The organism is Myceligenerans pegani (assembly GCF_014892515.1).
Lineage (GTDB): Bacteria > Actinomycetota > Actinomycetes > Actinomycetales > Cellulomonadaceae > Myceligenerans > Myceligenerans pegani.
Genome location: NZ_JADBGR010000095.1, coordinates 1 through 13,279, shown reverse-complemented (window position 1 = coordinate 13,279; position 13,279 = coordinate 1). Strand labels below are relative to the sequence as shown.

The 13,279-nt window shown below is 71.6% G+C and carries 11 protein-coding genes; 5 read left to right on the top strand and 6 right to left on the bottom strand.

Annotated elements, in window-relative coordinates; translation table 11 throughout:
• Positions 1 to 161: 161 nt before the first annotated feature.
• A complete protein-coding gene (locus IIE03_RS15085) occupies positions 162 to 1,553 on the top strand; it encodes a cellulase family glycosylhydrolase (RefSeq protein WP_192863584.1) in 1,392 nt (463 codons plus the stop codon).
• A gap of 208 nt (positions 1,554 to 1,761) precedes the next feature.
• Positions 1,762 to 3,210, top strand: a complete 1,449-nt coding sequence (locus IIE03_RS15080) for a class-II fumarase/aspartase family protein (RefSeq protein WP_192863583.1) — start codon at positions 1,762 to 1,764, stop codon at positions 3,208 to 3,210.
• Positions 3,211 to 3,344: 134 nt separating this feature from the next.
• Here the strand turns inward: IIE03_RS15080 and IIE03_RS15075 are convergent, their stop codons facing one another.
• Positions 3,345 to 3,998: an RNase H family protein gene (locus tag IIE03_RS15075; protein WP_225997820.1), complete on the bottom strand. Its 654-nt coding sequence runs from the start codon at positions 3,996 to 3,998 to the stop codon at positions 3,345 to 3,347.
• A gap of 147 nt (positions 3,999 to 4,145) precedes the next feature.
• Here IIE03_RS15075 and IIE03_RS15070 point away from each other — a divergent pair, with 147 nt between their 5' ends.
• Together IIE03_RS15070 and IIE03_RS15065 are read left to right on the top strand one after the other, a co-directional pair.
• Entirely contained in the window at positions 4,146 to 5,336 is a 1,191-nt protein-coding gene (locus IIE03_RS15070) for a VIT1/CCC1 transporter family protein (RefSeq protein ID WP_192863581.1), read from the top strand.
• 568 nt (positions 5,337 to 5,904) lie between these two features.
• Entirely contained in the window at positions 5,905 to 6,750 is an 846-nt protein-coding gene (locus IIE03_RS15065) for a hypothetical protein (RefSeq protein WP_192863580.1), read from the top strand.
• Positions 6,751 to 6,854: 104 nt separating this feature from the next.
• Here the strand turns inward: IIE03_RS15065 and IIE03_RS15060 are convergent, their stop codons facing one another.
• The 5 genes from IIE03_RS15060 to IIE03_RS15040 all read right to left on the bottom strand — a co-directional run bounded on the left by IIE03_RS15060 (position 6,855) and on the right by IIE03_RS15040 (position 11,545).
• Positions 6,855 to 8,339: a flotillin family protein gene (locus tag IIE03_RS15060; RefSeq protein ID WP_192863579.1), complete on the bottom strand. Its 1,485-nt coding sequence runs from the start codon at positions 8,337 to 8,339 to the stop codon at positions 6,855 to 6,857.
• A gap of 116 nt (positions 8,340 to 8,455) precedes the next feature.
• A complete protein-coding gene (locus IIE03_RS15055; protein ID WP_192863578.1) occupies positions 8,456 to 8,911 on the bottom strand; it encodes an NfeD family protein in 456 nt (151 codons plus the stop codon).
• Positions 8,912 to 9,108: 197 nt separating this feature from the next.
• Positions 9,109 to 10,797 (bottom strand): phosphoglucomutase (alpha-D-glucose-1,6-bisphosphate-dependent), encoded by a 1,689-nt coding sequence (gene pgm / locus IIE03_RS15050; protein WP_192863577.1) that lies wholly within the window; start codon positions 10,795 to 10,797, stop codon positions 9,109 to 9,111.
• A 47-nt stretch (positions 10,798 to 10,844) separates the two neighbouring features.
• Complete coding sequence (locus tag IIE03_RS15045) at positions 10,845 to 11,135, bottom strand: GNAT family N-acetyltransferase (RefSeq protein ID WP_192863576.1); 291 nt, start codon at positions 11,133 to 11,135, stop codon at positions 10,845 to 10,847.
• A 194-nt stretch (positions 11,136 to 11,329) separates the two neighbouring features.
• On the bottom strand, positions 11,330 to 11,545 hold the full coding sequence (locus IIE03_RS15040) for a hypothetical protein (RefSeq protein WP_192863575.1): 216 nt from the start codon (positions 11,543 to 11,545) through the stop codon (positions 11,330 to 11,332).
• A gap of 313 nt (positions 11,546 to 11,858) precedes the next feature.
• On the opposite strand from IIE03_RS15040, the gene IIE03_RS15035 reads away from it, so the two are divergent.
• Complete coding sequence (locus IIE03_RS15035; RefSeq protein ID WP_192863574.1) at positions 11,859 to 13,223, top strand: glycoside hydrolase family 6 protein; 1,365 nt, start codon at positions 11,859 to 11,861, stop codon at positions 13,221 to 13,223.
• Positions 13,224 to 13,279 lie beyond the last annotated feature (56 nt).

Genomic DNA, 13,279 nt, shown 5'->3' with positions numbered 1-13,279 from the left:
ACATCGTTTTCGATAGCGCTTTCCCCCTTTCGTTCCAACAAGTTAATCGCTTAAGGTGCTGGGTCTTTCCGGGTGGGATGGCGACAGTGGTCCCGCGGGGTGCGCGGGTTCGTCGTCGGGCAGCAAGGGCCTGCGCCGTGTGCCCGGGAACGAGGGAGTTCATGCGACCCAGACGAAAGGCGTTGCTCGCCGCCGCGGGCGGTGCCGCGCTGCTCGCCGCACCGACGGCCATGGCGCTGCCCAGCGCCGCCGAGTCCGCCGACGCACAGGACGTGGGCATCCACATCGTGGGCGACCGGATCGTCGAGGCCGACGGCACGGAACTGCTGCTGCGTGGCATCAGCCATATGCACACCTGGTACCAGAACGAGACCGGGGCGTTCGCCGACATCGACGACGCCGGGGCGAACGCCGTGCGGGTGGTGCTGAGCGACGGCACGCGATGGAACCAGAACGGTCCCGCCGACGTGGCGAACGTCGTGGACCTCTGCCGGCAGAACGAGCTCATCTGCGTGCTCGAGGACCACGACACCACGGGCTACGGCGAGGAGGCCGCGGCCTCGACGCTCGACGAGGCGGTCGACTACTGGATCTCGTTGCAGTCGGTACTGGAAGGGACCGAGGACTACGTGCTCGTCAACATCGGCAACGAGCCCTACGGCAACGACGCGGCGACGAACCAGGGCTGGGCGGCCGACACCTCGGCCGCGATCCAGCGGCTGCGCGACGCCGGGTTCGACCACACGATCGTTGTCGACGCCCCCAACTGGGGCCAGGACTGGCAGGGCATCATGCGTGCGCAGGCTCCGCAGGTGGCGGCAGCCGACCCGGACGGCAACACCGTGTTCTCCGTCCACATGTACGGGGTGTACTCCGCCGCGCAGACCGTCACGGACTACATCGACGCGTTCGACGCGATGGGCCTGCCGCTGATCGTGGGCGAGTTCGGGCACGACCACTCGGACGGCAACCCGGACGAGGACACGATCATGTCGTACACCCGGTCCCAGGGCATCGGCTGGTTCGCCTGGTCCTGGAGCGGCAACAGCGGCGGCGTCGACTATCTCGACATGGTGCGGCAGTTCGACCCCGCCCAGCGCACGGCCTGGGGCGATCGGGTCATCACCGGTCCTGACGGGCTCTCGGAGACGTCCGTGAAGGCGAGCGTGTTCGGCGGCCCGGATCCGACGGACGACCCGACCGACGACCCGACCGACGACCCGACGGATGATCCCACGGACGACCCGACCGGCGATCCCGGCGCGTGCGAGGCAGCGTTCGACGTCGTGAACGACTGGGGCAGCGGCTACCAGGCCCAGATCACCGTCACAGCAGGCGCGTCCGGCGTCGACGGCTGGACCACGCGGTTCACGCTGCCCGCCGGCACCACGCTCGGGAGCCTGTGGAACGCGGACCACTCCGTCAGCGGATCGACCGTCACCGCGAGCGACGTCGGCTGGAACGGGACCCTGAGCCCCGGCGGGTCCACCGGCTACGGGTTCACGGCCAACGGCACCGCCCCCGCCGAGGTCGCCGTGACCTGCACGGACTGAGAGTGCGCTCGAGTGGCGGCGTCGTCGTGGGCGGCGCTGCCACTCGCGCGTCCTCTCCACCTCGGGCGGCAGAGCGGCCGATGCGTCGGCGGCACGCCCCCGGCCGTTTTCACCCCCTGCCTATGCCGCCATGCGGTTAACATCCAGGAAACATTCGGCTAGGCTGTGGTCGCCCGCTCCACTCGACGACCCCATGGGGGCTGCGAAGATGTCCGACGAATCGATTCGACGCTACACCGACGGCCGAGTGCCCGAGCCCGGCATCAAGCACCTCTTCAGCGCCGAGAACCGATTCCAGCGCCGCCTCGACGTCGAGGCGGCACTTGCTCAGGCCGAGGCCGAGGTCGGACTGATCCCCGAGGGCGCCGCGGCGGCGATCGAGGCCGCCGCGCGGATCGAGAACCTGGACATGGACCGGATCGCCGAGGCCACGGCGACGGCCAGCCACCCGCTCATGCCGCTGGTCGACGAGCTCACGCGCGTCGTCGGGCCCGAGCACGGCGAGTGGATCCACTGGGGTGCCACGACCCAGAACATCACGCAGACCGCGGACATCCTCGTGCTGCGCGACGCGCACCGGGCGCTCAAGCGACATCTCGCCACGACGCTGCGCGCCCTGTCCAAGCTCGCCGACTCGTCCGCCGCCGTGCCGATGCCCGGGCGCACGCATTCCCAGCACGCCGTGCCGGTCACCTTCGGCTTCAAGGCGGCGGTGTGGATCGACGAGCTCACCGCCACCGTCGATCGCCTGGAGCGCCTCGAGGACCGGCTGTTCCGCGTTCTCATGGGCGGGGCGGTCGGCACGTTCGCGTCCTTCGGGCCGCAGGGGCGCGCGGTGGAGCGGGGCGTCGCCCAGCGGCTCGGCCTGGGGACGATGCCGGTCCCGTCGCGGGCCGTGAACGACGGCATGGTCGAGTTCGTCGTGGTGCTCGGCCTGCTCGCCGGAACCGCCGGGAAGATCGGCAAGGACGTCTACACGCTGATGCAGCCCGAGTTCGGCGAGGCGTTCGAGCCGATCCCGGCCGGCACCGTCGGCAGTTCGACGATGCCGCACAAGCGCAACCCGCAGCTCGCCCTCGACATGCAGTCCATGAGCGCCCAGGTGCGTGCGCTCACCGGCCCGGCGCTCGAGTCGATGCTGCACGATCACGAGGCGAACGGCGGCATGACCGCGCTGCTGGAGGACGTCATCGCGCAGGCGGCCGTGCTGTCCGGCGACCTGCTCGTGCGGCTGTCGGTCATCATGTCCGGGCTCGAGGTCGACGAGCAGCGGATGCGGGAGAACCTGGCGCTGTCGCAGGGTCTGATGAGTTCCGAGTCGCTCATGCTGGAACTCGGCGAGCGCATCGGGCGGCAGAGTGCGCACGAGATCGTGTACGACGTCGCGCAGGCGGCCGCCGTCGGCGACGCGTCCTTCCTCGACCTGCTGCTCCAGAACGCCGCGGTCCGCGAACACCTCGACCCGGCGCACATCCGCCGGCTCATCGATCCGTCGAGCTACCTGGGTGAGAGCGTCACGATCGCGCGAGACATGGCGCAGCACGCCCGGACGGTCGCCGACCGGCTGGAGTTCCGTGCCGAGGCGGACGCGCTCACCGGGATGGGCGCCGTGGCCGTCGACGTGCAGGAGGACGGCCTGAGCCTCACGTCCGTCTGAGCCTCACATCCGTCTGACAGGGGTCGCCGTCCCGCGGGCGATCGCCCAGCAGCGCCTGCGCGCCGCCACGCCGTCGTGATCGGTTGCTTCCCGTCGTCGGCCGGGAGGGCTTCCCAGCCGACCTGTCGGGCCTGTCAGAACAGGGTCGCGGACTCCCATGCGGCCCGGGAGCTCTCCTGGTGGTCGGCCGTGTCGCCACGGCCGTCGTGCGAGGTGCCGGGGCGTGACGCGCGCGGGGTTTCCACCCCGCCGTCGCCCACCGCGTCCTTGGCCGGCTCGTCGGCCAGGTCCGCGCTTCGTGCGGACGGTGGCATGTTCCCGATCAGGAAGCCGTCGAGATCGCCCCGTCCCGCCGACCAGTCGGCGGCGGAGAGTTCCGCGAGGTGTCGGGCGCGCTCGTGGAACGGACTGTCGATGTGCCCGCGGACGTGGCGGAAGCGGACGGGGCCGGTGCGCGCGGCGACGGCCTGGTCCAGGGCGCGGACGATGTCGGCGTCGGGGACGGCTTCGTCGGCCGCGGTGCGCCAGCCGTTGGCCTTCCAGACCGGCAGCCACTCCGAGGCGACCCGGATGGCCTGCTGCGACCCGGACTCCACGAGGAGCGGCTCGTCGCCGGGGTGGGCCTCGATCGCGCGGAGGACGGCGGTCAGCCCGGCGGACTGGTCGGTGCCGCTGGCGGCGCCGCCGGAGTCGAAGTTCCCGTCCGTGTGGTCGATCCATGCCCAGCCGATCGCACCCGGGTCACCGAGGGCGTCCCCGTGGGCGCTGAGGATGATCACGGCGTCCATTGTGCCCTGCCGAACGCGATGCTGGGTAGGGCGACATGCTTGACACGGCGAGTTCCGGGTGCCGGAAACCAGCGCGGATGCCTTCCCGGAATCCGTGGCCCGCTTCCCCGCAACCCACGGCCGGGTGCACGTTGCGATCATGGCAGCATGTCCGGACCCACCTCCGCAGAGCGTGCCGCAGGCCAGCACCCGTCGCGTCGTCGTACACGGGCCGACATCCGCCGGTGGCGGCGCTACCTCGCGGCCGAGCGCGCCGAGGCCGCGTCGTACCGTGATCTCGCACGCCGCCGCACGGGTGAGGAGCGCGCGATCCTGCTCGCGCTGGCCGAGGCCGAGAAGCGGCACGAGGCGCACTGGCTCGACCTGCTCGGGGACGACGTCGGCGAGCCGCTGCGGACGGAATGGCGCTCCCGCGTCCTGGGACTCCTGGCCCGCCGGTTCGGCGGGGTGTTCGTGCTGGCGCTCGCACAGCGCGCCGAGGCCCGCTCGGCGTACTCGCGGGACGTGGACGCCACCGCGACGATGGCCGCCGACGAGCAGATCCACGAGGAGGTGGTGCGCAGTCTCGCGACCCGCGGACGGAACCGGCTGTCCGGCACCTTCCGCGCCGCGGTGTTCGGAGCGAACGACGGGCTGGTCTCGAACCTCGCCCTGGTGCTCGGCGTCGGTGCCTCGGGGGTCCCGCAGCAGACGATCCTCCTCAGCGGGCTGGCGGGGCTGCTCGCCGGGTCCCTGTCGATGGCCGCGGGGGAGTTCGTGTCGGTGCGGTCGCAGCGCGAACTGCTGGAGGCGTCGTCGCCGTCGCCGGACACCGCCGCGGCCCTGCCGCACCTGGACCTCGACGCCAACGAACTGGCCCTCGTCTACCGTGCCCGGGGCCTGACCCCCGACGAGGCGCAGGCTCGGGCGGACGAGATCCTGGCCCCGTTCGCCGCCCCCGCCGTCGTCGGTCCGCGCGGCGGTGCGCCGGAGGCGGAGGCCGACGGCGGGGAGGCCGTCGCCGAGGCGCAAGTGAGCATCGCGGTGGAGGGATCCGGCGGCGTGGACGAGCACGAGACGCACGGGACCGCCTGGGGTGCCGCGTTCTCGTCGTTCTGTTTCTTCGCGTCCGGCGCGCTGATTCCCGTCCTGCCCTACCTTCTCGGGCTCGCGGGGGGTGCGGCGGTGGCCGTCGCCTCCGTCCTCGTCGGCATCGCGCTCCTCGCCACCGGGGCGATCGTGGGTCTGCTGTCCGGCGCCTCACCGCTCACCCGGGCGGTGCGGCAGTTGCTCATCGGGTTCGGCGCCGCGACGGTGACGTACCTCCTGGGACTGGCGTTCGGTACGGTCGTGGCTTAGAGGTCGCGCGAGCTTCGCGGTCCCGTTGCACGACGTGCGAATTGGGTTCACAGTTGTGCACGGATCTCCATATCGTCGGCACGGATGACTTCTGTGCGTGTTCTGTCGAGTTGTCGGAAGATCCTGGTCGCCGGCGCGTTCCCCGTGGGTACGTCGCCGGCGGACGGCTGACATCTGGTTCGCGGTTCTTCGCGGGGTATCGCTGGGGGGTGTGCCCGCGATCGGGGATCGCGATCCGCCGGATGTCAGGGGTCGACGCCGGAGGTGCCGCTGGGGGGCGCCTCCAGCCGACGCCCGTACCGTGCGGGCGGGATCCGGGACGTCGTCGAACGGCGGCGGTACGGGGACCGATCCGCTGCAGGAGGCACTGGGGCCGGTTCGTCCTTCGGGCCGGCCCCAGGGTCCTCCCTAGGCAATGTCGACGTGAAATCTTCAGAAAAGCCGATCGAAACCGGTCATATTGCTGGATTATTTCGTCCGAGTTGTGAAGGATGTTGCCCGGAAGTGTCTGAGGACGCACGCGTCCGAGCACTCACGCGTCCGACGGAACAACCGGAGGAAATCGAGCATGCAGAACAAGTTCAGCCGACTCGTCACCACGGTCGTGGTGGCCGGCGGGCTCGTCGCCGCCGGAGGCCATGCTGCCCTGGCGGACGAGCAGGGGGATGCCACCGAGCCGACCGCGACGAGCGGCAGCACCGAGGCCGGCGACCTGGACCTCGACGGCGCGACGCAGGAGGCGGTCCGCGCCGCCGCCGAGGCGGACGCGACCGGCACGGCCGCCGAGGCGGACGAGCCCGCCGAGACCGATGCGGAGACCACCGCGGCCGACGCCGACACCACCGCCGAGGACGACGGCGAGCCGGGTCTCGTCGGCGGGATCGTCGAGGGCGCGACGGGTGCGGTCGAGCGCGTCGTCGACGCCGTCGTCCCGTCGGACGACCCGGGAGACCCGGGTGACGGCGGCGACGGTGACGACCCCGGTGAGGGCGGCGGCGGCGAGGGCGGCGGCGGCGAGACGCCGACCGACCCGACCGACCCGCCGACCGATCCGACCGATCCGCCCACGGACCCGACGGACCCGCCCACGGACCCGACCGATCCGCCGACCGATCCGACGGACCCGCCGACCGACGGCGGCACCGGGGGCGGGGGCGAGAACCCGACTCCTGCCCCGCCGGCCGAGGAGGTCGACGACCCCGTCGAGACGGATCCGGGGACCGCGCCGGTCGACACGGGTGAGGACGCCATCTCCGAGGTGGAGCCCGCCTCCGACACCGTCGCCGAGAACCCGGGCACCCTGGCCTACACCGGCGGCGAGTCGGGTGCTCTCGCGGGCATCGCGGCCGGTCTGGTCGCGGCCGGCGCGGGGCTCATCGGCCTGCGCCGCAAGCTCCAGGCTGACGAGGCCTGAGCGGCACCCCGCCGCGGTAGCCCGCCCGGGACGGGCGACGCCGGGTCAGCGACGAGCTGACCCGGCGTCGCCGTGTCCGCGGCGGTGCGCCGTCGCCGGACCCGCTACCTGGCGGCCGACCCGTCCGTGGCAGGGGAACTGTCCGTCGCCGGCCTGGTGATGCCCTTCCCCGCGACGCCGCTGATGAGCTCGTTGATGTCCACGCCCGTCAGCTGCTTGATCACGCCCTGGCCCTCGCCGAGGACGCTCGCCACGTTCTTCGTGAGCGCGGAGGCGCCGTCGGTGGAGACGACGGTCATGCCCGCGATGTTGCCGATCGGCTCGGCGGCGGCGCGCACGATCTCGGGCAGCCGCTCGATGAGTTCCTGCGCCAGTGCCGCCTCACCGTACTTGCGCAGGGCCTCGGCCTTGGCGTCGGTGGCGGCGGCCTCGGCGCGGCCCTCGGCCTCGACGGCGGCGGCACGGGCCTCGCCCTCGGCCCGGATACCGGCGGCCAGGGCGACCTGCTTGTCCCGCTCCGCCTCACCGGCACGGCGCACGGCCTCGGCGGCCGCTTCCGCGTCCTGGATGGCGGCCGTCTTGTTCGCCTCCGCGATCGTGGTGCGCTTGAACGCGTCGGCCTGGGTCGAGGCGTTCTCGGCGTCGCGGCGCGCGTTCGCCTCCTGGACCTGCGCGTAGGCGCGGGCCTCGGCGGGCTTGCGGATCTCGATGTCGAGGCGCTCCTGCTCCACGCGGGCCTTCTCCGCCATCGCCTCCCGCTCCTCGATGGCGACGTTCCGGTCCTGCTCCGCGCGGGCGAGCTGGCCCGCGGCCTCCGCCTCGGCCTGGGCCTTGTCGGTCTCGGCCTTGATCGCGGCCTTCTTCAGGTCCAGTTCCTTCTGCCGCTGCGCGATCTGCTCGGCGGCCTCGATGACCGCGAACTCGGAGATGCGCTTCGCCTCGGCCTCGGAGACCTCGGCGAGCTGCCGGGCCCGCGCGGACTCGGCGCGGCCCAGGTTCTCCAGGTAGTCCGAACCAGGCGTGGAGATGTCAGAGATGTTCAGGATGTCGATCTGCAGGCCCTGCTCGGCGAGGTCCATCTTGGTGGACTGCACCACGCGGTCCGACAGGCCCTTGCGGTCCGAGATGATCTCCTCGAGCGTCATGTCGCCCACGATCGAGCGCAGCGAACCCTCCAGTGCCTCCTTGATGATCTCGGTCAGCATGTCCTGCTGGGACAGGAAGCGCTGGGCGGCGCGGCGCACTCCCTCCTCGTCACCGCGCACCTTGAAGTTCACCGACGCCTTGATCGCGACCTTGATGCGGTTCGCGTCGACGCCCTCGACGACGATCCCGATCTGGCGCTGCTCCAGCGAGATGGAGAAGCCCTGCTGCAGCACCGGCCAGACGAACGTACGCCCGCCGACCACGACCTTCTGGTTGGCCAGGTCGGCCTCGCGCTTGCCGGCGCCTCGCCCGACGACGATGAGCGCCTGGTTCGGCGGGACCCGCCGGATCCTGCTGGAGACGAACGCCATCAGGATGACGACGGCGACGATGACGGCGACGACGGCGATGACGCCGACGAGACCCGGGCTGTCAGGGGACATGTGCACTCCTTGCTGGACGTCCTGGTGGGGTGGCGCGGGCCGCGCCGTCGAGAAGCGTCACGTGGTCGTGACGGCGCGGACTCACGACGACGGGCCCGGGGCTGGTTCGGCGCCGGTCATTCGGCCGGCGTGACCTTCACGCGGCTGCCGTGCTGCTCGACGACGGTGACCCGGGCGCCCTGCGGGATCGGCCCGTCCGCGAAGGCCATCCGGGTCTCCAGCTCGTTGTCGAGCGACACCTCGCCGTGCGCCGTCGACACCTCGGAGGTCACCGCGCCCTGCTGCCCGACGACCGATCTCGGGGTCGCGTCGTCGGACTGCCGCAGCCGCTTCAGCAGGAGGTTCACGAGCAGGATCACGGCGAGCCCGATGACGGCCGCGATCGGGTAGGTGGCGACGACCGGTAGACCGGACGACGTCACCACGGCGCCCGTGGCGCCGAACAGCAAGAGGCCGGCGCCGAGCGAGGTGCCGGACAGGGCGCCGTCGCCGAGCTCGAAGAGATCACCGAGAGTGACCGAGAGCAGGCCGAGGATGAGTCCGAGGATGCCGAGAACGATGAAGACGAGCATGGGTCTCCTTGGGGCCGCCCCGAGGACGACCCGACGTGAAGATCGAGTGAAAGCCTCAGCAACGTATCAAGGCTGGATCCGCGGGCGCACGCAAAGTAGCTGAGAAAGATGTGATCGGTGCCGCGGCGGCACCGATCACGCCGGCCGATGCTCCCGCGGGTTGTCCGGCCGGCCCTCCGCGGCTCCGGCTCGCCGGGTCATCGCCCGGCGAGCGCCCCGCTCACGACCTCACGTGCGGCCGCCTGGACCTCCGTCAGGTGGTCCGCCGAGAGGAACGATTCGGCGTAGATCTTGTACACGTCCTCCGTGCCGGACGGCCGCGCCGCGAACCACGCGTCCTTCGTCGTCACCTTGAGCCCACCGATCTTCGCGCCGTTCCCGGGGGCCTCGGTCAAGGCCGCCGTGATCGGCTGCCCGGCCACCGCGGCCGCCGTGACGTCCGACGGCGACAGCGCGGCCAGAGCCGCCTTCTCCTCGCGGGTCGCCGGAGCATCGACGCGCGCGTACCAGGAGTCGCCGTGCCGCCGCACGAGGTCCGCGTGGTGCTGTGACGGAGTCTTCCCGGTGGTGGCGAGCATCTCGGAGGCGAGCAGCGCCAGCAGCAGCCCGTCCTTGTCCGTGCTCCACACCCGTCCGTCGCGGCGCAGGAACGACGCCCCGGCAGACTCCTCGCCGCCGAACGCGACGTCACCCGACAGCAGGCCGGGCACGAACCACTTGAACCCGACCGGGACCTCGACGACCCGCCGTCCGAGATCGCCCGCGACCCGGTCGATGAGCGACGACGACACGAGGGTCTTCCCGATCGAGGCCGACGCCGGCCACTCCGGGCGCGCCCCCGAGAAGAGATACCGGATCGCCGCGGCGAGGTAGTGGTTGGGGTTCATCAGCCCCGCGTCGGGGGTGACGATGCCGTGCCGGTCGGAGTCGGCGTCGTTCCCCGTGGCGATGTCGTACGGCGCGCTCGTGCCGTCGGCCGGGTTCATGCGCGCCACCAGGGACGCCATCGCCGAGGGCGACGAGCAGTCCATCCGGATCCTGCCGTCGTGGTCGAGCGTCATGAACGCCCATCGCGGGTCCACCTGCGGATTCACGACGGTCAGGTCGAGGCCGTAACGCTCGCCGATCGCTCCCCAGTACTCGACGGACGCCCCGCCCAGCGGGTCCGCACCGATCCGCACGCCGGCCGACCGGATCGCCTCCAGGTCGAGCACCGTCGCCAGGTCGTCGACGTAGGTGGAGAGGAAGTCGTGCCGGTGCGTCGTCTCCGCGCCCAGCGCGGCCTCGAGCGAGACCCGCGCGATCGTACCCGCGCCGGAGGCCAGGATCTCGTTCGCGCGGCCGGCGATCCATCCGGTCGCCTCCGAGCCGGCGGGGCCACCGTGCGGCGGGTTGTACTTGAACCCGCCGTCGCGGGGCGGGTTGTGGCTGGGCGTGACGACGATGCCGTCCGCCAGGCCCGGGCCGGAGGTGCGCACGCCGGCCTCGGAGAGGGCCTCGTTGTGCAGAAGGATCGACTGCGAGACCGCGGGGGTGGGCGTGTAGGAGTCTCGCGCGTCGACCATGACGGTGACTCCGGCCGCCGCGAGCACCTCGAGCGCGGTCTGCCACGCGGGCAGCGACAACGCGTGCGTGTCGCGTCCGATGAACAGCGGCCCGTCGGTGCCCTGCGCGCGGCGGTACTCGACGATCGCCGCCGTCGTCGCGATGATGTGGGCCTCGTTGAACGCGGTGTCGAGGCTGGAACCCCGGTGCCCGGACGTGCCGAACACGACCCGCTGGGCGGGATCCGCGGGGTCGGGCGTGAGGTCGTAGTAGGCGCCGACCACCTGGTCGACGTCGATCAGGTCGTCAGCGGTCGCAACAGTTCCGGCGCGCGGGTGCATAGGTCGATAGTGCCAGGTCCGCGCACCTCACGGAGTCTCGCGCCCGTCTAACCGACGAGGTCCGCGTACTCGGGGTGCTTCTCGATGTACTCCGCCACGTACCAGCAGATCGGCTCCACCTTCTTGCCCGCCGCCCGGGCGTCCTCCAGGGCCGTCCGTGCCAGGCGGGCGGCGACGCCGTACCCGCGGTGCTGCGGGTTCACGACGGTGGAGGGCATGACGATCCTGTCGCCCTCGGTGCGGTACTCCAGGAAGCCCGCCACGGCTCCGCCGGTCAGGCGGGCCTCGTAGCGTGAGGCGTCGATGTTGTCGACGACGTCGTACTCGAGCTCGGTCATCGCCTCAGCGTAGTGAGCGCGGACGGCGGCGGCCATGGCCGACGTCACCACAGGTCACGGGAATTTTCCGGAGGGCAGAGGAAACGGGCCCGAACGCCGTTGTCCGGGCCCGTCGGCCTGAGGTCGCCGCCCAGGGCGGCATGTGGTGGCCGCGTCCGCGAGGGCTCGCGCGGGCAGGGCTCAACCGGGACGGTTCACCAGGAGGAACCGAAGAAGAGCGCGGGATCGAGCGCGGCGATCGCAATGCAGATCGCGGTGGCGGCCGACCCGATGCCGGCCATGGTGAGGAACTCGCGCCGGCCGAATCCGCCGACCCTCAGCTCCAGCAGCCTTGCGGGGTTCGAGCCCCGGGAACGGGCGAGCGCCCAATTCGTGCTCTGCGTCGCGGTCGAGCGATTCGAATGCGTCACGTTGCTGACCTCCGGTGGCTGTGTGCTCGGGGGCTGCCTGCGTGGTGCTGGTGCAGTGCTGCTTGGTGAAGTGCTGCTTGGTGAAGTTGGCCGGCGCCCCGTGCGGGGCGCCGTGGGAAAACTGTTACACAGATTCGCGACAATGTGAAGTTGTACGACACGTCGATCTGGTGGCGGGTTCTTCCATGACCGGGTTGTGGGCCTGTGGCGGCTTCCCGCGCAGGTCACGTGTCTAAACGGTTCGTCGGGTGCCGGTGCACGGGCGTGCCTCCGTACGGTCTGGCTGGAACAGCACCGATCGAAGGAGATCCCCATGCGTACCTCGAGTTCCCGACGACGAGCGAGGTGGGCCGCACTGGCCGCCGTCGTCTCGCTGGGCACCGGAGGCGCCCTCACCGCGGCGACCGTCGCCGCCACCAGCGCCGCGGCAGCCGAGGGCTGCGACGTCGAGTACCGCATCACGAACTCGTGGGGCGGCGGCTTCCAGGCCGACGTCACCGTGACCAACCTGGGCGACGCCGTCTCCGGCTGGGAGCTGACCTGGCAGTTCACCGGCGGGGAAGGCATCACGCAGGCATGGAACGCCGACGTGACGCAGTCCGGCAGCGGAGTGAGCGCATCCGACGTCGGCTGGAACGGCGGTCTCGGCACGGGCGGCTCCGCGTCGTTCGGGTTCATCGGGAGCGGAACGGCCGGCACGCCGTCGTCCTTCGCGATGAACGGCACGACGTGCACGGGCGACGTCGGTGGCGAGCCGACCGACGACCCCAGCGACGACCCGACGGACGACCCGACCGTTGACCCGACCGACGACCCGACCGACGACCCGACACAGCCGGCCGGCGAGTTCTACGTCGACACGGGCAACCAGGCGTACGACGCGTGGCAGGCGGCGTCGGGCACGGACAAGGCGCTGCTGGAGAAGATCGCGCTGACGCCGCAGTCCTACTGGGTGGGCAACTGGGTCGACCCCGAACACGCCCGCCAGGAGGTCGTCGACTACACCTCCCGCGCCGTCGCGGCGGGCAAGATCCCCGTACTCACCGTGTACGCGATCCCGGGCCGCGACTGCGGCAGCCACTCCGGCGGCGGCGTCGAGGAGAGCGAGTACGCGCAGTGGGTCGACACGGTCGCCTCGGGGATCCAGGGAGAGCCGTGGGTGATCCTGGAGCCCGACGCTCTCGCCCAGCTCGGCGACTGCGACGGACAGGGCGACCGGATCGGCTTCCTCCGGTATGCCGCGAACTCGCTCACCGACGCGGGCGCCCGCGTGTACATCGACGCGGGGCACTCCGCCTGGCTGAGTGCCGGCGAGGCCGCGAGCCGTCTGCAGCAGGTCGGCTTCGCCGATGCCGTCGGGTTCGCCCTGAACACGTCGAACTACCGGACGACGGCCGAGGCGAAGGCGTACGGCGAGCAGGTCTCGGCGCAGATCGGCGGGCGTCCGTACGTCATCGACACATCGCGCAACGGCAACGGCCCCGGCGATACCTGGTGCAACCCGAGGGGACGCGCCCTCGGTGAGCGGCCGACGGTGGTCGACGACGGGACGAACCTCGACGCACTGCTCTGGGTGAAGCTCCCGGGCGAGTCCGACGGGACGTGCAACGGGGGGCCCTCGGCGGGGGCGTGGTGGCAGGAGATGGCGTTGGAGCTGGCGCGCAACGCCTCGTGGTGAGGGTGGTGGCGCTCTTGGCGTAGCACTGTTGGCCGGGTTGCTGCGGTGGGGTGGGG